General features: G+C 68.5%; 19 protein-coding genes. 6 read left to right on the top strand and 13 right to left on the bottom strand.

Annotated elements, in window-relative coordinates:
* Positions 1-6: 6 nt before the first annotated feature.
* From ACLD0W_RS06065 to glnK, 5 genes are all read right to left on the bottom strand, one after another.
* Entirely contained in the window at positions 7-849 is an 843-nt protein-coding gene (locus ACLD0W_RS06065) for an intermembrane transport protein PqiB (protein WP_410306580.1), read from the bottom strand.
* On the bottom strand, positions 827-1,354 hold the full coding sequence (locus tag ACLD0W_RS06060; RefSeq protein ID WP_410306579.1) for a paraquat-inducible protein A: 528 nt from the start codon (positions 1,352-1,354) through the stop codon (positions 827-829). The genes ACLD0W_RS06065 and ACLD0W_RS06060 overlap by 23 nt, the downstream gene beginning before the upstream one ends.
* Positions 1,338-1,982 carry a paraquat-inducible protein A gene (locus ACLD0W_RS06055; protein ID WP_410306578.1) on the bottom strand — a complete coding sequence of 215 codons (645 nt, stop codon included), beginning with the start codon at positions 1,980-1,982 and terminating at the stop codon, positions 1,338-1,340. Before ACLD0W_RS06055 ends, ACLD0W_RS06060 begins: the two co-directional genes overlap by 17 nt.
* Positions 1,983-2,189: 207 nt before the next feature.
* Positions 2,190-3,449, bottom strand: coding sequence for an ammonium transporter (locus ACLD0W_RS06050; RefSeq protein ID WP_410306577.1), 1,260 nt, complete (start codon positions 3,447-3,449; stop codon positions 2,190-2,192).
* A gap of 70 nt (positions 3,450-3,519) precedes the next feature.
* Positions 3,520-3,858, bottom strand: a complete 339-nt coding sequence (gene glnK, locus ACLD0W_RS06045; RefSeq protein ID WP_067612559.1) for a P-II family nitrogen regulator — start codon at positions 3,856-3,858, stop codon at positions 3,520-3,522.
* A 322-nt stretch (positions 3,859-4,180) separates the two neighbouring features.
* Here glnK and ACLD0W_RS06040 point away from each other — a divergent pair, with 322 nt between their 5' ends.
* The gene (locus ACLD0W_RS06040) at positions 4,181-4,432 is read left to right on the top strand and encodes an accessory factor UbiK family protein (protein WP_410306576.1); all 252 of its coding nucleotides are present in this window, start codon (positions 4,181-4,183) and stop codon (positions 4,430-4,432) included.
* 24 nt (positions 4,433-4,456) lie between these two features.
* On the opposite strand, the gene ACLD0W_RS06035 is transcribed toward ACLD0W_RS06040, so the two are convergent.
* Positions 4,457-7,417, bottom strand: a complete 2,961-nt coding sequence (locus ACLD0W_RS06035; protein ID WP_410306575.1) for an autotransporter domain-containing protein — start codon at positions 7,415-7,417, stop codon at positions 4,457-4,459.
* A gap of 109 nt (positions 7,418-7,526) precedes the next feature.
* Entirely contained in the window at positions 7,527-9,458 is a 1,932-nt protein-coding gene (locus ACLD0W_RS06030; RefSeq protein WP_410306574.1) for an alkyl/aryl-sulfatase, read from the bottom strand.
* A 102-nt stretch (positions 9,459-9,560) separates the two neighbouring features.
* Here ACLD0W_RS06030 and ACLD0W_RS06025 point away from each other — a divergent pair, with 102 nt between their 5' ends.
* Together ACLD0W_RS06025 and ACLD0W_RS06020 are read left to right on the top strand one after the other, a co-directional pair.
* On the top strand, positions 9,561-10,460 hold the full coding sequence (locus ACLD0W_RS06025) for a LysR family transcriptional regulator (protein WP_410306573.1): 900 nt from the start codon (positions 9,561-9,563) through the stop codon (positions 10,458-10,460).
* An 80-nt stretch (positions 10,461-10,540) separates the two neighbouring features.
* Complete coding sequence (locus ACLD0W_RS06020) at positions 10,541-12,025, top strand: YifB family Mg chelatase-like AAA ATPase (protein ID WP_410306572.1); 1,485 nt, start codon at positions 10,541-10,543, stop codon at positions 12,023-12,025.
* Here ACLD0W_RS06020 and ACLD0W_RS06015 read toward each other — a convergent pair.
* The 3 genes from ACLD0W_RS06015 to ACLD0W_RS06005 form a co-directional block, all read right to left on the bottom strand.
* Positions 12,000-12,887, bottom strand: coding sequence for a DMT family transporter (locus ACLD0W_RS06015; protein WP_410306571.1), 888 nt, complete (start codon positions 12,885-12,887; stop codon positions 12,000-12,002). The two genes, ACLD0W_RS06020 and ACLD0W_RS06015, sit on opposite strands and share 26 nt — an antisense overlap.
* Positions 12,888-12,939: 52 nt before the next feature.
* Complete coding sequence (locus tag ACLD0W_RS06010; RefSeq protein ID WP_410306570.1) at positions 12,940-13,698, bottom strand: SDR family NAD(P)-dependent oxidoreductase; 759 nt, start codon at positions 13,696-13,698, stop codon at positions 12,940-12,942.
* A gap of 148 nt (positions 13,699-13,846) precedes the next feature.
* Positions 13,847-14,875 carry an AraC family transcriptional regulator gene (locus tag ACLD0W_RS06005; RefSeq protein ID WP_410306569.1) on the bottom strand — a complete coding sequence of 343 codons (1,029 nt, stop codon included), beginning with the start codon at positions 14,873-14,875 and terminating at the stop codon, positions 13,847-13,849.
* Between the two features lie 126 nt (positions 14,876-15,001).
* Between ACLD0W_RS06005 and ACLD0W_RS06000 the strand changes: the two genes are divergently transcribed.
* A complete protein-coding gene (locus ACLD0W_RS06000) occupies positions 15,002-15,478 on the top strand; it encodes an MOSC domain-containing protein (protein WP_410306568.1) in 477 nt (158 codons plus the stop codon).
* Positions 15,475-16,008 (top strand): DUF1415 domain-containing protein, encoded by a 534-nt coding sequence (locus tag ACLD0W_RS05995; protein ID WP_410306567.1) that lies wholly within the window; start codon positions 15,475-15,477, stop codon positions 16,006-16,008. The genes ACLD0W_RS06000 and ACLD0W_RS05995 overlap by 4 nt, the downstream gene beginning before the upstream one ends.
* Here ACLD0W_RS05995 and ACLD0W_RS05990 read toward each other — a convergent pair.
* Positions 15,956-16,687: a pseudouridine synthase gene (locus ACLD0W_RS05990; RefSeq protein WP_410306566.1), complete on the bottom strand. Its 732-nt coding sequence runs from the start codon at positions 16,685-16,687 to the stop codon at positions 15,956-15,958. The genes ACLD0W_RS05995 and ACLD0W_RS05990 overlap by 53 nt on opposite strands.
* Before the next feature lie 73 nt (positions 16,688-16,760).
* Between ACLD0W_RS05990 and rep the strand changes: the two genes are divergently transcribed.
* Positions 16,761-18,782, top strand: coding sequence for a DNA helicase Rep (rep, locus tag ACLD0W_RS05985; protein WP_410306565.1), 2,022 nt, complete (start codon positions 16,761-16,763; stop codon positions 18,780-18,782).
* 57 nt (positions 18,783-18,839) lie between these two features.
* On the opposite strand, the gene ACLD0W_RS05980 is transcribed toward rep, so the two are convergent.
* Together ACLD0W_RS05980 and ACLD0W_RS05975 are read right to left on the bottom strand one after the other, a co-directional pair.
* Positions 18,840-19,283, bottom strand: a complete 444-nt coding sequence (locus ACLD0W_RS05980) for a c-type cytochrome (protein WP_410306811.1) — start codon at positions 19,281-19,283, stop codon at positions 18,840-18,842.
* A 98-nt stretch (positions 19,284-19,381) separates the two neighbouring features.
* A complete protein-coding gene (locus ACLD0W_RS05975; RefSeq protein WP_410306564.1) occupies positions 19,382-21,979 on the bottom strand; it encodes a CHASE2 domain-containing protein in 2,598 nt (865 codons plus the stop codon).
* Positions 21,980-22,114: the final 135 nt, after the last annotated feature.

The following is a 22,114-nucleotide window of genomic DNA, read 5'->3' as shown; positions in this document are numbered from 1 at the left end:
CGCGCCTCACTGCCAGCCGAGGATCGGCGCCCATTCGGTCCATTCGTCCTCGGCTTGCGAATTCAACTCGAAGCGCTGGCCGGCCCCGGCCAGCGGCCCGGCCTGATCCGGGGTGGCGAAGCTGACGCCGCCGCGCAGCAGGTTCTCCACCGAGCTGGCGCGGATATCGGCGCCGGTGAACAGGCCGAAGTCCACATCCAGCCCGGAGCTGTTCCAGAATTTCGAATTGGTGCGCACCAGCTTGGCGTAGCGAGGCTGGATCACCACCTCGATTTCCACATGGCGGGCGTCCCGGGACAGCTGGCTGTCGCCGATGGTGCCCACCGCCAGGTCCCGGTAGAACACCTGCCGTCCCGGCTTCAGGGAACCCAGGGTGTCGGCCACCAGGGTCAGCTTGAGGCCGGACTCCGGCTGCTGGTCCGGCGGCGCCGACAGGCCCTGGAAACGGCTCGCCGGTTCGCCCTCGCCGGGCTTCACGGCGATGTATTTGCCCTCCACCAGGGTGTCCAGATTGCGCGCCCCGGCCACGCCGATCTCCGGCTCCACGATCCAGAAGCGGCTGTTCTCCCGGGCCAGCGCCCGCGCATCCCGGTTCAGGCTGGCGTGCACCTCCACCTGATCAAGATCGTCGCTGAGGCGGATTTCATCGATCTGCCCCACCGGCACCCCCCGGTACTTCACCGGCACCCCGGGTTTCAGGCCACTGCCCTGTTCGAAGGTGATCACCACGGTCTGATCGCTGCTGAGAAATTCCTGATAGAGCAGCCAGCCGGCCAGCGCGATGCTGATCAACGGCACCAGCCAGATCGGCGAGGGCCAGCGGGTACTACGGGTTTGCACCTGATCCATGGTCGGGTTCCCAGAGTTGCGAAGTGACGAAGGCGTGGGCGGACAGCATGGTCAGCACCACGGCCAGGGCGAAGGCGGTAATGCCCGGCTCCGGCACCGCCCGGGCCAGCACGCCGAAACGCATCAGCCCGGCCAGCAGGGCCACCACGAACACGTCCAGCATCGACCAGCGGCCGATCCAGTAGACCAGCCGGTAGGCGCGGATGGCGCCGCGCGGGCGCGGGTGCGCCGGAGTGCGCCAGTAGATCACCGCCAGCACCAGAATCTTGAGAATCGGAATCAGCAGGCTGGCGGTGAACACCACCAGAGCCAGGCCCGGCATGCCCGATTGCAGCAGCCGCAACACGCCATCGGCGATGGTGCCGGCCTGCTCCCGGCCCAGGGTTTCAAAGGTCATGATCGGCAGCAGGTTGGCCGGTATCAGCCACACCGCGGCGGCCACCAGCAGCGCCCAGGCCAGCGGTCGCCGCCGGCCCGCCTTCGGCGGCTCAGCCACGGTGGTCATCGCCGGCCTCGCGCCGCCGTTGTTCCAGCAGCCGGTCCAGGGCCGCCGGGTCCGCCAGCCCCTCGGCGATCCAGCGGGTGACCACCAGACCGATCAGACAGAACAGGCCGGTGCCGAGCCGCAGGCTGGCGTTGCCGCCCAGTTCGGTGGTGGCGATCAGCGCGCCGAGCAAAAAGATCTCCGGCATCGCCCACTCACGGCCCTGGCGGTACCACCACAACCAGCGGCCCGGCCGCCCGCCGGCGCGCAGGCGCGCCATGGCCACCAGCAGCGCCAGCATCTGCGCCGGCGGCATCAGCACCAGGGTGACGAACACCACCGCCGCCACCAGCCCGTGGCGGTCCTGGAACAGCGCCGCCACGCTGGACAGGATCGACACCGAACCGCCCACGCCGAACTGGTCCACGTACACCAGCGGCAGACTCACGGCCGGCAGCCACAGCACCAGGGCGGTGGCGGCCAGGGCCAGCACCGTCTGGGTGCGCAGGCGATGACGCGAGCCCAGCCGGGCGCCGCACCGGGGGCAGTACCAGTGGCCCCGGGGGGCCGCCGGAGGCGCCAGACGCAGGGCGCAGTCGTGGCATATCAGCGCCGGCGCGGCGCGGGAAGGCGAAAGTGAATCGGACATCCAGGCACTCTAGCCAGCCGCGCCCCGCCGCTCCATGCACGGAACGTAACCAGGCGGTAAAAGAGCGCAAAAAAATCGTCAGGAACGATTTTTGGCGTCGCGCTAGCGACGGCCCGAAGGGTGACCGCCAGGGATGGTGGTCACAAAAACAAGTCAAAAAAAGGGCGCCCGAAGGCGCCCAGCAACGTTCCAAGGAAGGAAACAGAATCAGCTTTTCACGAATTCCGGGTAGGCTTCCATCCCGCAGTCGATCAGGTCCATGCCTTCGTACTCTTCCTCTTCGCTGACACGGATACCGACCACCGCCTTGAGCACACCCCAGACGATCAGGCTGGCCACGAACACCCACACGAAGATGGTGATGGCGCCGACGATCTGACCGAGGAAGGTGGAACCGTCGTTGGTGAAGGGCACCAGCAGCAGACCCAGCAGACCGACCACACCGTGCACGGAGATGGCGCCGACCGGATCGTCGATCTTCAGTTTGTCCAGGGCGATGATGCTGAACACCACCAGCACGCCACCCATGGCACCGAACAGCGTGGCGGTCAGGGCGGTGGGCGTGGACGGCTCGGCGGTGATGGTCACCAGACCGGCCAGGGCGCCGTTGAGCAGCATGGTCAGGTCGGCCTTGCCGAACAGGAAGCGACCGACGATCAGCGCGGCCACGGCACCACCGGCGGCGGCGGCGTTGGTGTTCAGGAACACCATGGCCACGGAGTGCGCGTTGGCGGCGTCGCCCAGTTTCAGCACGGAACCGCCGTTGAAGCCGAACCAGCCCATCCACAGGATGAAGGTACCCAGGGTGGCCAGCGGCAGGTTGGCGCCGGGGATCGCGTGGATCTGACCGTTGGGGCCGTATTTGCCTTTACGCGGGCCGAGCAGCAGCACACCGGCCAGGGCGGCGGACGCACCGGCCATGTGCACGATGCCGGAGCCGGCGAAGTCGGAGAAGCCCAGGTCGCCCAGGTTGTACATGCCGAACACGTCGGCACCGTTCCAGGTCCAGGAGCCTTCCATCGGGTAGATGAAACCGGTCATCACCACGGCGAAGGCCAGGAACGCCCACAGCTTCATGCGCTCGGCCACGGCACCGGAGACGATGGACATGGCGGTGGCCACGAACACCACCTGGAAGAAGAAGTCGGACGCGGCGGAGTACACGGAGTCGCCGTCAAAGCCGTTGGAGGCGGAGTCCGCCAGCACACCGGCCAGATCGAAGGACTCGATGCCGTTCAGGAAGATGCCGCCGTCGTACATGATGGCGTAGCCGCACACCAGATACATGATGCAGGCGATGGCATACAGCGCCACGTTCTTGGTAAGAATTTCCGTGGTGTTCTTGGCACGCACCAGACCTGCCTCAAGCATGGCGAAGCCGGCGGCCATCCACATTACCAGCGCGCCACACACCAGGAAGTAAAAGGTGTCGATGGCGTACTGAAGCTCGAAAATTTGATTTTCCACGTTGCAACCCTCCGAGAATTTGGAAGCGTGATCAGGACCTTGGCATGGGTCGTTTTACACGTTGCTTGACTTAGATCGCGTCCTCGCCGGTCTCGCCGGTGCGGATACGAATGGCCTGTTCCAGGGTGGTGACGAAAATTTTGCCGTCGCCAATCTTCCCGGTGTTGGCCGCCTTGGTGATGGCTTCGATCACCTGATCCAGGCTGGCTTCCGCGATGGCCACTTCAATCTTTACCTTGGGCAGGAAATCGACCACGTATTCCGCACCGCGGTAGAGCTCGGTGTGCCCTTTCTGACGCCCGAAGCCCTTCACCTCGGTGACGGTGATGCCCTGGACGCCGATCTCGGACAGTGCTTCACGCACGTCGTCCAATTTGAACGGCTTGATGATGGCTGTAACCAGTTTCATTTCTATCTCCTTCAAACGCTTATGCTGCGTCCGTTGACGCGTCCGCCGGGTTTCAGGCCCCGCTTTGGTTCCCGATCCGTCCACATGATCGAACGCTCTAGCCCGTTTTCTGCACGACCCATGCCAGTTTTAAAAAGTCACGCATTTTCAGAGGGTTGGAACCTGGATCCTGGCATCCTGCCGGGTCGGTAGCGGCTTTATGGTGCACCGCTTTGGAGCACACCCCAAAACGGTGCATGCCGATGCGGTGCTCCGCATCCCGGCCGCCATGCTACCATCGGACTCCTTTTCGCCCGACCCGCAAATAGTGGAGCTTCCGGCCATGCAAAGCCAAGCCTTTATCGACCGCCTGATGGCCGACATCAGCCGCCATCTGCCCGCCGACCTGGGCCGTCTGCGTCAGGACGTGGAGCACAGCGTGCGCGCGGTGCTGGGGGAGACCGTGACCCGCCTGGATCTGGTCAGCCGGGAGGAATTCGAGGTGCAGCGGCAGGTGCTGGAGCGCACCCGCGCCCGTCTGGAAGCGCTGGAGAAGCAGGTGGCGGCGCTGGAAAGCGCCGCCGACCCGTCTTGATCCAAGAAGGCATCAGGAAAGCAATCAGAACGACCAACCGAAGCGGGCCTGACCACCGTGGTCAGCCCGGCCATCGCCGGTCTCGCCCAGGTAACCCAGGGTCAGGGTGGCGCGCGGTGCCAGCAGCCAGCTGAAGCCGACCTCCATCACCAGGGTATCGCGGGCCAGCGGCGCCCCTTCCACCGTGAACGACTCGCCACCGGCAAAGCGCATTGACGCTTCCGGGGTGGTGTCGCCCAAGGCGTGCCGCCAGCCCAGGCTGCCGTACAGACGGGTGGTGGGCTCGCCGGCCAGGGTGGTGAACAGCCGCGTCCCCAGCGTGCTGAAGGTGGTGTCCAGGGTTTCCCGGGCCCCGTGCAGAGCGGCGTCGCCGCCCTTCTCGTCGCCACCGTGCAGCACCGTGCGCACCTGCGCCAGCCGCACGAACGGCTCCACGCCACGGGTGGCCCCGAAACGGTGCGCCGCCTCCACGAACGTCTGCCAGGTGTCCGCGTCCCGGTCGCCGGTCAGGGATTCATCAAGGCCCCCGAGTACCGCCCGGCGCCGGGTATCGATGCGGTGGTGGCTGTAGAACAGACCGCCGCGCAGGGCACCGGGCCCGTGGCGGTACTCGCCGAACAGGCCGGCGTGGACGCTGTCGATGTCGGCGCTGCCGCGCCGGTCCGCCAGGTTCAGGTCGGTACGCCCGGCGCCGAGCAGAACGCCGGCACGGCCGCCGCCGGTGAACACCCGATCCACGCCCAGCAGGGCGCCCTGGGTGTCACGGTCACGATCCGCGGTGCCGGGTTCGCCGTCGGTCTGACCCACGTTGCCGTAGGCGCGCAGCCAGGCGGTGATGCCCTGGCCCCGGGCCAGGGTGGTGCCGGCGGCCAGCCGGTCGTCGTCGCCGAAGCGCTCCAGGGCCGTGTCCCGCAGCAGCCGGCTGTCTTCCAGCAGCGCCCCGGCGGCACTGGCGTGCACCTCACCGCTGAGGCTGTCGTAGGCAGCGGCCAGCGCCGCCGGCGAGCCGGTCTGCAGCGCCACCGTATCGTGCAGGGCGTTGCCGGCACCCAGGCTCTGCACGCCGCCGGCCACCGCCCGCTGGTTGTCGGTGGTGGCGACGGCGGCGAAGTCCAGGTCGTTGCGGCGCAGTTCCAGGTCCACGTTATTGGCGTCATAGAGCAGCGCCGCGTCCAGGAACAGAAAATCCGAGGCCACCTGGTCGAAGCGGTCCACCAGACCGTCGTCGGCGGTGAGAATGCGGTAGCGGCTGATCGGCCGGTATTCACCGGCGTCGCCGATGTGCACCACGGAGCCGGCCAGGGTCGCCTGGCCGGTGACGTGCAGATGATCGGCGGCGCTGCCGGCCGGGTCCACCTCCACCTCGAACGCGGCACCGTCCAGCAGGGTCAGATCCCCGTCCACGGTCAGGGCGCCAATGGAATTGCCCGGTGCCAGGGTGCCGCCGGCGCGCACTTCGGTGCTGCCCACCCGGCCATTGCCCTGCAGGCGCCCGCCGCTGAACACGGTCAGTTCGCCACCGAGCGCGCCGTCCACCGCCAGCACGCCATCGCGTACTTCATGCAGGCCGGCGTAGGCGCTGGCATCGCCGAGCAGGGCCAGGCGGCCGCTGCCCACTTTCTCCAGGGCACCGGCGCCGGCGCTGATATCGCCCTGGAAGACGGTATCGCCGTCACCGTCCACGGTGAGCAGGTAATCGCCCAGGTCCAGGTCCCCGGTAAAGGTGGCGGTGCCCGCCCCGGCCCGCAGCGTGGTGTCGGCGAGCTGGCGCAGGGCGTTGCCCAGGGTCACGGTGCCCCGGGTGGCCAGGGTGCCACCGTCCAGTTCCAGGGTGCCGCTGCCCAGGGCCTGGTCGGCGGCCAGCGTCAGGGTGCCGCCGGTGAGCCGGGCGATGCCGCTGAAGCCGCCGGACTGGCCATTGAGAACGGTGTCGCCGGCCCGGTGTTCGATCAGCCCGTTGCCGTTGAACACCGGCAGGAACTCATAGCCCTGGTCGGTGTGGTTGAACACCAGGCCGCCGTCGCCGCCGGAGAAACGCACTTCCTGAACGTCCAGAAACCCCGCGCCGGTGGCGGTGGTCTCGCCACCCAGGTAGAGGCGCCCGCGGGCGTCCGGATCGCCGCCGATAATCACCAGCGACGGCGTCTGCCCCGCCGGGGCGATACGTACGGTGGCGCCGTTGGCCACGGTGGCCAGGCCCTCGCCCTGGTAGCCCACGAACAGATAGCCCTGGCCGGACCAGAGGGTGTCGGCGCCGGTCATATGAAGCTCGCCACGGGCGGTGCTTTCCCAGCCGAGCAGGCCCTGGGCGGTGTCCACCCGGGCGCCATTGCTCATGGTGATCACGCCCTCGCCGGCCTGGCCCACGGCGGCATAGAAGGCATTGCTCAGGCGGCCGCCGTCCAGGTGCACGGTGCCTTTCCCGGGGGCGTAGCGGCCCAGCACCAGATAACTGTCGGAGTGAACGTCGGCATCCTGGATGGTCAGGTCCGCCTGGCCGCGCAGGCCCACGGTCAGGGTGGCGGCCACGTCCCAATCGGTGTCCGCGCCTTCCACCCGCATCACCGCCTCGCCGCCTTCTTCCTGGCCCAGGGTGGAGCCGTTGGACGAGATGGTGGCGCCGTCGGCGAACAGCACATCGGCGGAGCCGAAGGTGCCGAATACCATGCCGTCGTCACTGGTGAACCGGGTTTGCGGCCCGGTCACCGTGAGAGTGCCCGCCGAATCCTCGAAGTTGCCGAGAATGGTAAAGCCGGCGTTGACCTCGGCGCCGCCGGCCACGGTCAGTTCGCCGGCGCCGTCAAAGCCGACGAACAGATGGCCGCCGGTGTCCCAGGGATCCGGTCGGTCGCCGGGCAGTTCGACCACCGCGCCGTTGTCGATCATGTAGTCCGCCGGAACCGCCAGCGCCGGGCCGGCCAGTGCCAGCCCGGCCATCAGCGTCAGAGCGCCCGCCCCCGGCCCGCGAGTATGGAATGGTTTCACCGCCTTCCCCTTATAACGCACAACAAAAGCGCACCGACTCTGGCATCGGTTTTGCGATCAATTTCACATCATTTTTGTGCATTATTACCGGGGAATCACTCCGGCGCTATCAGGCCATACTCGTAGTGGGCGGCGTGACGATGTCGAAGCCCGGGGCGAACTCGTCGAGCAGGCCGAACAGGCGCTCCAGAGCGCCGGCGTCGCCCTGCACCTGAATGGTGCCTTCCTCCAGGGCCGCTTCCAGGGTCAGGCGGCCCATGGCCACCCGGTCCAGATCGGTCTTGTTCATGGTCGCCGACACCCGGGGGCACGGGTGGTGGCGGCCGGCCAGGTGGGTGAGCACGCCGTTGCGCAGGGTCAACGCGAAGCGTTGCTGCTCCGGCGCGTCCAGGTCCGGGAAGGTCCAGTTCAGCGCCAGTTCCTCGCCCGCCGCGCGCTCGCCGTTCAGCCGTACCGCCAGGAACGAGAAAAACAGATCCGGCGTCATCGAGCGCACCAGATCCGGGGCCTGGCCGCCGCCCACCCGACGCACGCCCAGGCGCAGCTCCTGGGCACCGGTGAGGTAGGCGTTGCGCCAGGTGGTGTTTTCGCACTGATAACCGAGCTGTTCCAGGGCGTCGGCCTGCAGCTCACGGGCCGCCCGGTTGGCCGGTTCGGCGAACACCACCTTGTTGACCACCTCGGCCACCCAGCGGTACTCGCCGCGCTCGAACTCCGCCCGCGCTTTTTCCAGCACCGCCTCGGCGCCGCCCATCCAGTCCACCGTGCGGCGGGCGCTGTCCACCGGCGGCAGCGGGTTCAGGTGGGCCGGGTTGGCGTCGTAGAAGCCCATGAAGCGCTGGTAGACGGCGCGCACGTTATGGCTCACCGACCCGTAGTAGTCGCGGGCGTACCAGCGGCTGGCCAGGGGCTCCGGCAGGCGCTTGAGACGGTCGGCGATGTCCAGCGGGGTCAGGCCGTGGTTGAGCAGGCGCAGGGTTTCGTCGTTGAGGAAGGCGTACATATCGCGCTGGTCGGCCAGGAACTCGCGGATGTTGTCGCCGCCCCAGGTGGGCCAGTGGTGCTGGGCGAACAGCACATCGCTGCGGTCGCCATAGCGGTCCAGGGTTTCGCCCAGGTAGTAGGACCAGATGCGCGGATCGCGTACCAGGGCACCGCGAATGGTCAGCACGTTGTGCATGCACTGGCAGGCGTTCTCGGCCACGCACAGGGCGCGCAGGGTCGGGAAATACAGGTTCATTTCCGCCGGCGCCTCGGTGCCCGGGGTGAGCTGGAACTCGATCTCCAGGCCGTCGATCACATGAGTCTCGAACGGCTCGACGATGGAATCCGTGGGCGGGATCAGGGTCACGGTGCCCCGCGAGGTGCCCTTGCCCAGGCCGGCGTCCACCTGGCCCCGTGGGCCACGCGGCAGCAGGCCGCCGTACATGTACTGGGCGCGGCGCTGCATGGCCGGGCCGGCGAACACGTTTTCGCTGACGGTTTCTTCCATGAACCCTTCCGGCGCGTAGATGCGCACCCGGCCGGCGCGCACGTCCTCCTCGCTGGCCACGCCCTTGACGCCGCCGAAGTGGTCCACATGGCTGTGGGTGTAGATCACCGCCACCACCGGCTTGTGCGGCCGGTGCCGGTAGTAGGTCTCCAGGGCGGCGGCGGCCACCTCGGCGCTGACCAGGGGGTCCATGATGATCAGACCGGTATCGCCCTCGATCACGTTCATATTGGACAGGTCGAAGCCGCGGATCTGATAGATCCGCTCGCACACCTTGAACAGGCCCGCGTGGTTGTTGAGCCGGGCCAGCCGCCACAGGCTCGGGTGCACGGTGTCCGGCGCCACCTCGGTGTCCTGGAAATCGTAGGCCCGGAAGTCCCAGACCGCGCGGCCGTCCCGGTCGCGGCGAATCACATCGGCATGGAAGCCGTCGATAAAGCCGCGGGCGGCGTTGTCGTAATCGCGGCGGTCGTGGAACGGCAGGCTGTCGCAACAGCCCCGGTTGTGCGCCACGGTGGCGGGCTGGGCGGGTTTGGCGTGCTCTTGCATGGCGGGCTCCGTCGTCAGGATCAAACACCGGCCCGTTGTACGCCGCTGGCCGCCATGCTTCCAATGCATTAAATTCAGCTTTTCCATGCAATCGGTGCAATTATGAATCTGCGTCGCCTGGAGCACCTGGTCGCGCTCGCCGAGGAGGGCGCCTTCGCCGCCGCCGCGCGCCGCTGCCATCTCAGCCAGCCGGCGTTCAGCCGCAGCATCCAGGGCCTGGAAGAGGAACTGGGCGTGGCGCTGTTCGACCGCACCCGTCAGGGGGTGGTGGCCACCGCCGCCGGCCGCCATCTGGTGGACCGGGCCCGGCGGGTGCTGCGCGAGGCCCGCGGCCTGCGCCGGGACGCGGACCTGATCCGCCAGCAGGACCTGGGCGAGGTGCGTTTCGGCGCCGGCGCCTTTCCCTCGGCGGTGCTGTTGCCCGGGGTGCTCGCCGACCTGATGAACGCCCACCCGCGCCTGAAGGTGCGGGTGGAAGTGGGCGAATGGGCCGGCCTGCTGCGCAAAGTGGAGGCGGAACAGCTGGACTTCGCGGTGGTGGAACGGCGTACGGTGCCCCCGGAATCGGCGCTGGAAACCCGCCTGCTGGCGGTGGAGGCCGCCGGCTGGTACGTGCGCGGCGGCCATCCGCTGGCGGCGCGCCGAAGCCTGGCGGTGAGCGATCTGCGCGCCTACCCGCTGGTGTCGGTGCCGCTGCCGGCGGCGGCCCGGGAACGGCTGGGCCGGGAGCTGGGCCTGGCCCACGGCGAGGCCTTGCCGCTGGCCCTGGAGTGCAACGATCTGATCGCCCTGCGCGAGGTGGTGACGCGCACCGACGCGGTGCTCAGCGCCACCCCTTCGGTGTGCCGGGAGGAGGTGGCGCGCGGTCGCCTGGTGCGGCTGGACCTGGATCGGGTACGCCCCAAGGTGGAGTTCGCCGTGGCCCGGCTGGCCCAGCGCACCCTGTCGCCGGCGGCGGAGAAAGCCCTGGCCCTGATCGAGCGCAGCGTGGGGCGCCTTTAACCGCCGACGGGCAAAACACCTACAGCACGACAGGCACATCTCGCACAGGCCGACCCGGCCCGCCGCGCTAGGCTGGGCCCATGAACATCACCAGCCTCAACAGCCGCGCCGCCCGTGGCGTCGACGCCGTGCCGGTGCGCGTGGAAACCCACCTGGCCCCGGGCCTGCCCGGCTTCACCATCGTCGGCCTGCCGGACACCGCCGTGCGCGAAAGCCGCGACCGGGTACGCTCCGCCCTGGTCAACGCCGGCTTCGACTTTCCCCAGCGGCGCATCACCGTGAACCTGGCGCCGGCGGACCTGCCCAAGGACGGCGGCCGCTTCGACCTGCCCATCGCCCTGGGCATCCTGCTGGCCAGCGGTCAGTTGGGCCGGGTGGACACCGACGGCCTGGAATTCGTCGGCGAGCTGGCCCTGAGCGGCCGCCTCAATCCGGTGCCGGCATTGCTGCCGGCGGCCCTGGCCTGCGCCCGCGCCGGCCACACCCTGGTGGCGCCGCCGGACAACGCCGACGAAGCCGCCCTGGCCGGGGCCCACACCTTGGCGCCGGCCAGCCTGGCGGCACTGTGCGCGCACCTGCGCGGCGCCACGCCCCTGACACCGCACCCGGCCCCGGCGGTGCCGGACGCGCCCCTGGACACCCTGCCCTGCCTGGCCGACGTGCGCGGCCAGCCCGCCGGCAAGCGAGTGCTGGAGATCGCCGCCGCCGGCGGCCATTCGCTGTTGCTGTGCGGTCCGCCCGGCGCCGGCAAGAGCCTGCTGGCCTCGCGCCTGCCGGGCCTGCTGCCGCCGCTGAGCCGGGCCCAGGCGCTGGAGGTGGCGGCGGTGTATTCGCTGCGCGCGGCGCGGCCGGCGGCGGCCTTTCTGCAGCGCCCCTACCGCAGCCCGCACCACACCATTTCCGCCACCGCCCTGGTGGGCGGCGGCAGCCGCCCCCGGCCCGGGGAAATCTCCCTGGCTCACCACGGCGTGCTGTTTCTGGATGAACTGCCGGAGTTCGGCCGGCAGGTATTGGAGGTACTGCGCGAGCCGCTGGAAACCGGCGAGGTGCACATCGCGCGCACCGCCGAGCAGCTGCGTTTCCCGGCCCGCTTTCAACTGGTGGCGGCCATGAACCCCTGCCCCTGCGGGTATCTGGACGACCCGGAGCGGGGCTGCGGCTACCGCTGCGACAAGGCCCGCCGCTACCAGCAGCGGCTGTCCGGTCCGCTACTGGACCGCATCGACCTGCATCTGAACGTGCCGCCGGTGGCGGCGGACACTCTGCTGGGGGAACCGGACGGCGAGCCCAGCGCGGCGGTGCGCCCGCGGGTGGCGGCGGCGCGGGAGCGGCAGTGGCGGCGCCAGGGCCGGCTCAACCGGGAGCTGCCGGCGGACGCCCTCGGCGCCACCCTGCGCCCGCACCGGGACTGGTTGCGCACCGCCATGGAACGGCTCGATCTTACCGCCCGGGGCCTGCACCGCAGCCTGCGGGTGGCGCGCACCATCGCCGACCTGGCCGGCAGCGACGAGATCCAGCGCGCCCATCTGCGCGAGGCACTCAGCTATCGGGCGCCGCCGGAGTAGCGCGGCGGCGCCACAGCTCCGCCAGCATCACCCCGGTGAGGGTCAGCATCCCGCCGAACAGGTGGGCCAGGGTGAGCTGCTCGCGCAGCACCACCGAGGCGATGGCGGCGGTGAACAACGGCACCAGATTGAAGAACCGGCTGACCCGGCTGGGGTCGAGCCGGGTGATGCCGTTCATCCACAGCCACGGCGCCGCCAGGGACGCGGCCACGCCGGCGTAGAGCACCAGCGGCACCGCTTCGGCGCTGAGGCCCTGGCGCGGCGACAGCAGCATCAGCGGCAGCAGCACCACGATGCCGACCAGGATCTGCAGATACAGCATCAGCAGCGGCGACAGGGTGGGCTTCCAGCGTTTCAGCAGCACCCCGTAGGTAGCGTAGGCAAGGGTCGCCAGCAGCATCAGCAGGTCACCGAAGTTGACGCCGTGGGCGATCAGCGCCGCCGGGTCGCCGGACGACACCAGCACCACCACGCCGGCCAGGGAAATCACCGCGCCGACCACCGCCCCCAGGGTCAGCGGCTGGGCCAGCAGCACGGCGGACAGCAGCAGCACCAGCAGCGGCATCAGCGACAGGATGATGCCCATGTTGGTGGCGCTGGTGGTGGTGCCGGCGTAATAGGCCAGGGTCTGGTAGGCGACCATGCCGAGCAGGCCGAGCACCACGTTGTGCCAGAACCAGGGGCGCACCGCGCGGCGCTGGCGCCACAGCGGCACCAGCATCACCGGCGTCAGCAGAACGCCGGCCAGCAGCCAGCGGTAGAAGCCGATCTCCGCCGGGTAGAGCACCCCGGCCACCAGCTTGTTGACGACATTGTTGCCCGACCAAAGCATCACCGCGGCCAGCGGAAACAGGTAGGCCAAAACGGACTCCTTGTGGCGGACGCCGACGGCGCCCGCGGGATCAGGGAAAGCCTCAGAGGCTGTTGCAGAGGTGGGCGCCGTCCACCGGAATGGCGGCGCCGCTGATGTAGGACGAAGCGTCCGAGGCGAGCAGCAGCAGCGGGCCCACCAGCTCATCGATCTGGCCGAGCCGCCGGAACGGAATGCGCTTGATCAGCTTCGCGCCATGGGGGCCCTGGAAGAAGTCCCGGTTGATATCGGTTTCCACGTAGCCCGGGCAGATCGCGTTGCAGCGGATGCCGTGGCGGGCGTAGTCCAGGGCGATGGATTTGGTGAGCTGCACCACCGCCGCCTTGGAGGCGGTGTAGGGGGCCAGCAGCGCGCCCACCCGCAGGCCCAGGATGGAGGCGATATTGATAATGTTGCCGGGGCGCCCGTCGCGGCGCCATTGCTGGATGGCGAACTTGCTCACCGCCCAGACGCCGTTGAGGTTGGTGTCGATCACCGCGTTCCAGTCATCTTCGCTGAAGGTGTCCAGGGTGCCCTCACGGCTGATGCCGGCGTTGTTGACCACCACGTCCAGGGCCGGCATTTCCGCGAACGCCTTTTCCACGCTGGCCGGGTCGGACACGTCCATGGGCACCACCACCGCGTCGCGGCCCTGGGCGCGCACCGCCTCGGCGGTCTCCCGGAGCTTGTCCACCCGGCGCGCGGCCAGCACCAGGTCGGCGCCATGCTCCGCCAGCACCCGGGCGAAATGGGCGCCGAAGCCACTGGAGGCACCGGTGATCAGCACCCGTTTGCCGGTCATATCGAAACGCGAGTCACTCATGCTCTCTCCTCTTGCACCACCGCCTCTGGCGGGCGGCTGACGATTCAAAAAAGGGAAATTCAGTCAAAGGACTTTACTGTAACGGAAAGCGGGTCGGGCGGGGAGCCGGCGTTCCGCCATGGCGGGCCGGTCACCACGGGATCCGTGGTCAGTGCCGATAGAAGCTGGGCGGGTGCCCGGTCCAGCGCCGGAAGGCGCGGGTGAAGTTGCTGGGGTCGGCGTAACCGAGCAGATCGGCGACCTTCTGCACCGGCAGGTTGGCCTGCAGGTAGCGCACCGCCCGGGCCATGCGCACCTCCTCGAGAAGATGCCGATAGCTGACCCCCAGCGCCGCCAGATGCCGGCGCAGGGTGCGCGAGGTGAGGTGGAAGCTGGTGGCCAGCTGTTCCAGGGACGGCAGCATGCCCTCCGCCTGCATCAGGCGGGCACGCACCCGGGACGCCCAGTCCTGGTCCGCCTCCAGCCGCTGCAGTTCCTCTTCGCATTTCTGTGCGGCCATGCGCCGGGAGGCCGGGTCCGACAGGGCGAAGGGTTCGCGCATCAGCGCCGCCGGAAAACGCAGCGCCGCCACCTCGCCCCCGAACACCACCGGCATATCGAGCACGGCGGCGTAGCGGTCGGCATGGGCCGGCGCCGGGTACGGCAGAATCAGGGTGGCGTCACGGAAGCGATCGCCGAGCAGATACCGCAGCCCGCCCACCAGGGCGGCGGTGACCACCTCCAGATAGGGCACGCGGATGTCGCCCAGGTCGTAGGGCTCCGCCAGGCAGAAGCGCACCCAGGGGCCGTCCACCCGCAACCGGGGCAGGCACAGGCGGGTGCGGGTGCGGAAGTAGCGCTCCAGCAGCTCCAGGGCCTCGCCCAGGTCGGCGCTGCTGATCGCCGCGTAGCCGAGCAGGCCGTGGGCGGTGACCGTGAGCTGACGGCCCAGGGCCAGGCCGATGGCCGGGTCGCCGCCCATGGCGCGGGCGCCTTCCATGACACGGCGGAACTGGTCGAAACGCAGCGCCGGCTCCGGGCTGTACACGGCCGCCGCGTCCAGTCCGACACGGGCCAGCAGCCGGTCCGTATCGAGGCCGAAATCCTCGATCAGTTCCAGCAGATTGCGTACGTAGTTCACCGGCATCGGGGTGCGGTCGTCCACACACTGCCCCTGGCCGGTCCCGGTGGTGTCCATGGGGGGAGGATACGCCGGTTCCCGGTTGTGTCCGAAAATGACAGGCCGCCAGTCTACCCGCCGCGGCGCTGCAAAGCCCGCCGTGCTTCGGTACCATGGCCGCTTTCGTTCCGTTGGGAGCCGGCCATGGCCCGCGTTCAAGCCCTGTTTATCGCCGCCGAGAAGCGCGGCCCGGTGAGTCGCCATGAGGCGCTCAAGGTGGAAGCCGGTCGCGGCATCGTGGGCGACCGCCGTTATCGCCGCGACACCCCGCCGGCGGAACAGATCACCCTGATCGAAAGCGAACAGGTGGCGGCCTTTAACCGGGAATTCGGCCTGGCGGTGGACGCCGGCGCGCTGCGCCGCAACGTGATCACCGAAGGGGTGGACCTGAACGCCTTGGAAGGCCGCACCTTCCAGGTGGGCGGCATCCTGATGCGCGGCATCGAACTGTGCGAACCCTGCTCCGTGGTGGGCCATCTGCTGGCCGGCCCGGACCTGAGCCCGGCGCGGGTGGTGCGCGGCCTCACCGGCCGCGGCGGTCTGCGCGCCGAAGTGCTCGGCTCCGGGGTGCTGCGCGAGGGCGACCGGATCCGCACCCACCTGGAGGATCGATCCGCTTGAACGAACCGGAACGCCGCGTGCGCGCCTGGCTGGAAGGGGCGGTGCTGGGCCTGAAACTGTGTCCGTTCGCCGCCCGCCCCTACGCCGACGGCCAGGTGCGCCTGGTGATCAGCGAGGCCACCGCGCCGGAGGCGGTGCTGGACGCCCTGCAGCGGGAATTACAGTACCTGGACCGGACCCCGGCGGTGGAAACCACCCTGCTGGTGACGCCCCACGCGCTGGCCGACTTCCTGGACTACAACGACTTCCTGGACCCGGTGGACGCGCTGCTGGCCGAACACGGCGGCGGCGGGGTCTACCAGGTGGCCAGTTTCCATCCGCACTACCAGTTCGCCGGCACCCTGGCGGAGGACCCGGAGAACTACAGCAACCGGGCGCCCTACCCGATCCTCCATGTGCTGCGCGAGGACAGCCTGGAACGGGCGCTGGACGCCTACCCGGACGCCGAGGCGGTCCCGGAGCGTAACATCGACACCCTTAATCGCCTGGGTGCCGACCGTCTGCGCCGGCTGTTCGCCGACTGGTCCTGAGCTCGTCGTCGGTGAGCGGCCGGTACTGCCCCGGCCCCAGGGCCGGGTCCAGGCGGATCCCGGCCACGCTCTCCCGGTGCAGGGCCACCACCCGATTGTTGAAATGGCCGAACAGCCGCTTGATGTGATGGTAGCGGCCCTCGCGCAGGGTCACCCGCGCCTCCCGGGGGCCGAGAATTTCCAGCTCGGCGGGCCGCGTGGTCAGGTCCTCATAGCGAAAATACAGCCCCTCACGAAACACCGCCGCGTAATGCTCGCCGATGGGGTCCTCGGTGCGCACGTGATAGACCTTTTCGCCGCTGCCCGGATCGGTGAGCCGCCGTGACCAGCGGCCGTCGTTGGTGAGCAGCAGCAGGCCGGTGGAATTAAAGTCCAGCCGCCCGGCCAGATGCAGGTCGGCCTTGACCGGCTCCGGCTCGTCGATCAGGTCGAGCACGGTGGGGTGGCGGGGGTCGCGGGTGGCGCTGACGCACCCCGCCGGCTTGTGCAGCATCAGGTAACGGGGCACGTCGCGGCGCAGGGACACGCCGTCCAGGGTCACCGCGCTGAACGCATCCACCGGGTACAGGCCATCGCCCACCGGCTGCCCGTCCACGCGGACCCGGCCAGCGGCCAGGGCCAGACGCACGCCACGGCGGCCCAAGTCGGTCTCCCGGGCCAGAAAACGGTCCAGTCGCATCGCAGCCTCGTGCAGGAATCGCGGGGTTTCGCTGGTATGATACGCCTTTTCACGATCCCTTCGCCGGAGCCCTATGTCGACGCTCAATCCCCGTCAACAGGAAGCGGTGCTGTACACCGACGGCCCGCTGCTGGTGCTGGCCGGCGCCGGCTCCGGCAAGACCAGCGTGATCACCCGCAAGATCGCCTGGCTGATTCAGGAGCGCGGCGTGCCGGCGCGGCGCATCGCGGCGGTGACCTTCACCAACAAGGCCGCCCGGGAAATGAAGGAGCGGGTGCAGACCCTGGTGCAGCGCGGCCAGACCCGCGGCCTGATCGTTTCCACCTTCCACAACCTGGGCCTGCGCATCCTCAAGCAGGAGCTGGCCGCCAGCGGCCTGCGGCGCGGCTTCTCGATCCTCGACCAGGCCGACAGCAAGGAGCTGCTCAAGGAGATCCTGCGCCAGGGGGAGTCCGAGGACGACCTGAACGCGGTGGACGCGGTGCAGAAACGCATCTCCGACTGGAAGAACGAACTGATCCTGCCCCAGGAGGCGGTCAGCCACGCCGAGGACGCCGGCACCCTGCGCGCCGCCATGGCCTACGAGGGCTACAGCCGCATGCTGCGGGCCTGTAACGCGGTGGATTTCGACGATCTGATCCTGCTGCCGGCGGTGCTGTTCCGGGAGCAGCCGCGCATCCTGGAGAAATGGCGGCACCGCCTGCAATACCTGCTGGTGGACGAATACCAGGACACCAACGGCGCCCAGTACGAACTGGTGCGCATGCTGACCCAGCCCGAGGGGCGCTTCACCGTGGTCGGCGACGACGACCAGTCGATCTACGCCTGGCGGGGCGCCCGGCCGGAGAACCTGGCCCGGCTGCAGGAGGACTGGCCGGCCCTCAAGGTGATCAAGCTGGAGCAGAACTATCGCTCCACCGGCCGCATCCTGAAGGCCGCCAACACGGTGATCGCCAACAACCCCCACGTGTTCGAGAAAAGCCTGTGGTCGGACCACGGCTACGGCGAGGCGATCCGGGTGGCGGCGCTGCGCGACGAGGACGCCGAGACCGACTGGATCGCCGGCGACATCTTCCACCGGCGCCTGCAGGGCAACCGGCGCTGGAAGGATTTCGCGGTGCTCTACCGGGGCAACTTCCAGTCACGGATTCTGGAAATGAAGCTGCAGTCCCTGCAGATTCCCTACAAAGTGTCCGGCGGCACCAGCTTTTTCGCCCGGGGCGAGATCAAGGACCTGATGTGCTACCTGCGGCTGCTGGTCAATCCCGACGACGACAACGCCTTCCTGCGCGTGATCAACACGCCGCGCCGGGAGATCGGCCCGGCCACCCTGGAAAAGCTGGCCGGCTGGGCGGCGAAACGGGACCAGGGGCTGTACCACGTCTGCGACGACTTCGCCCTGGGCGAGGTAATGCCCGGCAAGGCGGCGGAAAAGCTGCGTGGCCTCAAGCAGTGGCTGGACGAAAAGCGCCGCGCCTGCTTCGGCCACAACAGCCTGCAGGCGATCCACGAACTGATCACCGAGATGGACTACGAGGGCTGGGTGATGCAGAACGCCTCCAGCCCGCGCATCGGCGAAAAGCGCATGGAAAACGTCTGGCAGCTGGTGCGCAACATCCAGCGCATGCTGGAAAAGCAGGAAGAGGAAGACGATGGCGCCTCCGACCTGGAAGCGGTGATCGGCAAGCTGGTGCTGATGGACATGCTCGAGCAGCAGGACGAGGAGGACGATTCCGACCGGGTCCAGCTGATGACCCTGCACGCCTCCAAGGGGCTGGAGTTCCCCCACGTCTACATGATGGGCGTGGAGGAGGAACTGCTGCCGCACCGGGCCAGCATCGAGGACGACAACATCGTCGAGGAACGGCGACTGATGTACGTGGGCATCACCCGCGCCCGGGAAAGCCTGTCGCTGACCCAGGCCCTGACCCGCAAGCAATACGGCGAGAAGGTGGACACCATCGCCAGCCGTTTTCTCGACGAACTGCCGCTGGACGACCTGCTACGCATCGGCGAGGGCGTGGAGAAGGACCAGGAAAAAGAGGATCAGGTGGCGGAAAACAGCATCGCCAATCTGAAGGCGCTGCTCGGCTGAACGCCGGCGCCCGGCTCGGGCCCGGGCGAACCCGGGCCGAAGGGGTGTTCGCTACGACTACTTGCTGTGGTCGACGATGTATTCCACGGCGGCGTGGATTTCGTCTTCCGAGCAGTTGGAGCACATGCCCTTGGCGGGCATGGCGTTGAAGCCCTCGTAGGCGTGCTTGACCAGGGTCTCGATGCCCTTGTCGATGCGCGGTGCCCAGGCGGCGGTGTCGCCCAGCTTGGGCGCGCCGGCGGCGCCGGAGGCGTGGCAGGCGGCACAGCCGGTGTTGTACACCTGTTCCCCGGAGCGGGGTTCGCCGGACCCTTCGGCGGCGGCCACCTGGCTGCCGCATTCCTCGCCTTCCACGCACACGCTGCCCACCGGCTTGAGGCGTTCGGCGGTGGCGCGGTCACTGAAGATGGAGCGTTGACCCAGGGGGTAGGAGGAATTCTCGGCGGCCGAAGCCATTCCGGCGAACAGGATAGCCAGAAGGACCAGGCTGGCGGACAGCATTTTCTTCACGATGACACCTCTTATAGCTGTGACTTGCCCCGGGGGCGGCGGGATTATACCCGTAGAGAACACGGGGAAAAAGGCACTCGCGCCCGGGGTCAAAGATGATCCACCTGAATCCGGGGCAGGGAGAGGATAAAACAGCTGCCTTCGCCGGGGGTGCTGCGCACCTCGATGTCGCCGCCGTGGCGCTCGGTGACCACCTTGACGAAGCGCAACCCCAGGCCGGCGCCACGGGTGCGGGCGCCGCCGCTGGTGCTGGCGCGGCTGAAGCGTTCGAACAGTTTGTCCTGGAATTCCTCGGGGATGCCCACCCCATGGTCGCGGACCTGGCAGACCACCTTGTCCTCCTGCGCGGACAGGACCACCTCCACGGCGCCGCCTTCCTGGCTGTATTTGATGGCATTGGTGAGCAGGTTGACCACCAGCCGCTCCAGCAGCTCGTTGTTGCCGCGCACCCACACGTCCACGTCCTGGTCGTAGTCGAAGCTCAGCCCGATGTCCCGGGTCTGGGCCTGGATCTGCACCTGGTCGATGGCCGACTCCACCACATCGAGCATGTCCTGCTCGATCATTTCCACCGCTTCCTCGGATTCCACCCGGGCCAGTTGCAGGAACTGCTCGGCGATGTTCAGGTTGCGCTGGGCGTAGTGCTCCACGTTGTCCAGAAAGTCGCGCAGGCGCTCGCCGTCCTCGCCGTGGCGCATCTTGCCGATCAGTGCCAGCACCGAGACCATCGGTGAGCGCAGATCGTGGGACAGGAAGTCCAGCATCTCGGTGCGGGTGCGCATCGCCTGCTTCACGTCCGAGATGTCCTTGAGACTGATGATCAACATGCGCCCGGGCTGGTCGCCGGCGTGCACCAGGATCATGTCCAGATACAGATCCATGCCGCGCCGGTTGCGGCATTCCTTCTGCACACGGCCGTCGGCGAGCACGTTCTGCACCAGTTCCACCCAGTGGCGGTCACCGCTGAATTCCAGCTCCCGGCCGATGTCCGCCAACCCCAGGGTGTCCTGGCCCACGCCTTCCAGGCTGAGCAGGTAGGCGGCCTGGGGATTGATGAACACCACCCCGCCGCAGGCGTCGCAAATCAGCACGCCCTCGCTCATCTGCGCCAACCCCACCTGGAAGAAGCGGGTCAGCGCCTGCTGGCGCTGTTCCTCGTTGCGCAGTTTCTCCACGTGCTTTTCGATCACTTCGTAGCGCGGGCCGGTATTGCGGGCCCGGGCCTCGGTGCGCGACAGCATGGCGCGGATCCAGTAATCGTAGGTGTCGGCGTCCAGACCCTGGCGCCAGGCCACCCACAGCTCGTAGCGCCGACCGTCATGGCGGAACGGGTAACGGCGCGCCAGCTGGCCGCGCCAGTCCACCGGCGCCAGCTGCTCGCCGCCGGTGACCGGCGAGCCGCCCTGGGTCTGCAGCCGCCAGGCACGCACCGGCAGCACCTGATCCAGCATGCGCAGCATGCGCGACATGGGCGCCGGCTCGGTGAGGCGCCGGTTGAGGTCGCTGTATTCCGCCAGCCGCGCCAGGGCGTTGCGCATATAGGCCATGGAGTATTCCAGGCGCCGCCAGGTCCACAGCGGGTAGGCAACGATGGCGGCCAGCAACGCCGCCGCCGGCGGGAACCACAGATTGAACAGCGCCAGCAGCCCGTAGCAGACCGCCAGGGTCAGCCCCAGGAAGCCGAGTACCACCGGAATGCTCCAGCGCGGCAGCACCAGGGGCAGGCACAGGGGCGCCAGCAGCGCCAGCACCACCCCCAGCAGCAGGGTCCAGACCTGACCCATGGCCTCGATCAGCTCGCCCCGGCGCAGGGCATCGAAGATATTGGCGTTGATCTCCACCCCGGCCATCAGTTCGCCCTGGCCGGCCAGCGGAGTGGGCAGCACGTCGCCCAGACCGGCGGCGGTGGCGCCGATCAGCACGAACTGATCCTTGACCAGCTGATCGGGCACCCGGCCTTCCAGCAGGTCCACCGCGGACACCTGGGGGTAGGTTCCGGCCGGACCGGCGAAGGGGATATAGCGTTGGTATTTACGCACGTTGGCGAGCCCGGAGAAGCCCTCGTCCTCGCCGGCGGGGTATTTGTCCGGGGACAACAGGCCCTCGCCTTCCAGCAGCGCCTGGGTGATGTGCGGCCACCAGGGCTGGCCGATGCCGGAGCGCATGTACACCGAGCGGGCCACGCCGTCGCCGTCCAGCTCCAGGTCCACATGGCCCAGGCCCTTGGCGGCGCGGGCAAAGAAGGAATGCGGCAGCACCTCGATCAGCTGGCCGCCGGAGCGCAGCTGCTCCACGTGCACCGGCAGATAGACGTTGCCGGCGTCCTGGATGGCCTGGACCAGGGCCTGGTCGGACTCCGGCCGGGCCCGGTCCGGCTCGGACAGGATCAGGTCCATGAGAATGGCCCGGGCGCCCTGCTTTTCCAGTTGCTGGATGATCTGGGCGTGGACGCGACGGTCCCAGGGCCAACGGCCGATCTCGCGCAGGCTGTATTCGTCGATACCCACGATCAGCACGTCGCCGGAGGGCTCCATGGGGAGCCACTGCATCATGCTGTCGTAGACGTAGCGATTGAAAAAGGAGAGCGAGCCGCTGATCGAGAGCAGTACACAGAGGCCCGCCACGACCAGCAGCACTGACAGATGTTCGACAAAGTAGCGTTTCTGCTCGGAACCCGAGTTCGCCATGGTGCCCCTAGAAATTTATTACTGCGCAGCCGTCAACCGTTTGTTATTCGCCCGCGCGGCGCGCGGGCACCCCTTGCCGGGGAAGCATCGACAATAAACGGACGGCCCGACCAGGCAGGCACCTCGGACTGGTCA

Source organism: Alloalcanivorax sp. C16-1 (genome assembly GCF_046507805.1).
Lineage (GTDB): Bacteria > Pseudomonadota > Gammaproteobacteria > Pseudomonadales > Alcanivoracaceae > Alloalcanivorax.
Note: the sequence above shows the minus strand (reverse complement) of the source record. Positions and strands in the feature narration are given on the sequence as shown.

Bases quoted from the DNA above. Each gene is read 5' to 3' on its own strand.
- ACLD0W_RS06065 (WP_410306580.1), bottom strand. From the start codon at position 849: ATGGATCAGGTGCAAACCCGTAGTACCCGCTGGCCCTCGCCGATCTGG.
- ACLD0W_RS06060 (WP_410306579.1), bottom strand. From the start codon at position 1,354: ATGACCACCGTGGCTGAGCCGCCGAAGGCGGGCCGGCGGCGACCGCTG.
- ACLD0W_RS06055 (WP_410306578.1), bottom strand. From the start codon at position 1,982: ATGTCCGATTCACTTTCGCCTTCCCGCGCCGCGCCGGCGCTGATATGC.
- glnK (WP_067612559.1), bottom strand. From the start codon at position 3,858: ATGAAACTGGTTACAGCCATCATCAAGCCGTTCAAATTGGACGACGTG.
- ACLD0W_RS06040 (WP_410306576.1), top strand. From the start codon at position 4,181: ATGCAAAGCCAAGCCTTTATCGACCGCCTGATGGCCGACATCAGCCGC.
- ACLD0W_RS06030 (WP_410306574.1), bottom strand. From the start codon at position 9,458: ATGCAAGAGCACGCCAAACCCGCCCAGCCCGCCACCGTGGCGCACAAC.
- ACLD0W_RS06025 (WP_410306573.1), top strand. From the start codon at position 9,561: ATGAATCTGCGTCGCCTGGAGCACCTGGTCGCGCTCGCCGAGGAGGGC.
- ACLD0W_RS06020 (WP_410306572.1), top strand. From the start codon at position 10,541: ATGAACATCACCAGCCTCAACAGCCGCGCCGCCCGTGGCGTCGACGCC.
- ACLD0W_RS06010 (WP_410306570.1), bottom strand. From the start codon at position 13,698: ATGAGTGACTCGCGTTTCGATATGACCGGCAAACGGGTGCTGATCACC.
- ACLD0W_RS06005 (WP_410306569.1), bottom strand. From the start codon at position 14,875: ATGGACACCACCGGGACCGGCCAGGGGCAGTGTGTGGACGACCGCACC.
- ACLD0W_RS06000 (WP_410306568.1), top strand. From the start codon at position 15,002: ATGGCCCGCGTTCAAGCCCTGTTTATCGCCGCCGAGAAGCGCGGCCCG.
- ACLD0W_RS05990 (WP_410306566.1), bottom strand. From the start codon at position 16,687: ATGCGACTGGACCGTTTTCTGGCCCGGGAGACCGACTTGGGCCGCCGT.
- rep (WP_410306565.1), top strand. From the start codon at position 16,761: ATGTCGACGCTCAATCCCCGTCAACAGGAAGCGGTGCTGTACACCGAC.
- ACLD0W_RS05980 (WP_410306811.1), bottom strand. From the start codon at position 19,283: ATGCTGTCCGCCAGCCTGGTCCTTCTGGCTATCCTGTTCGCCGGAATG.
- ACLD0W_RS05975 (WP_410306564.1), bottom strand. From the start codon at position 21,979: ATGGCGAACTCGGGTTCCGAGCAGAAACGCTACTTTGTCGAACATCTG.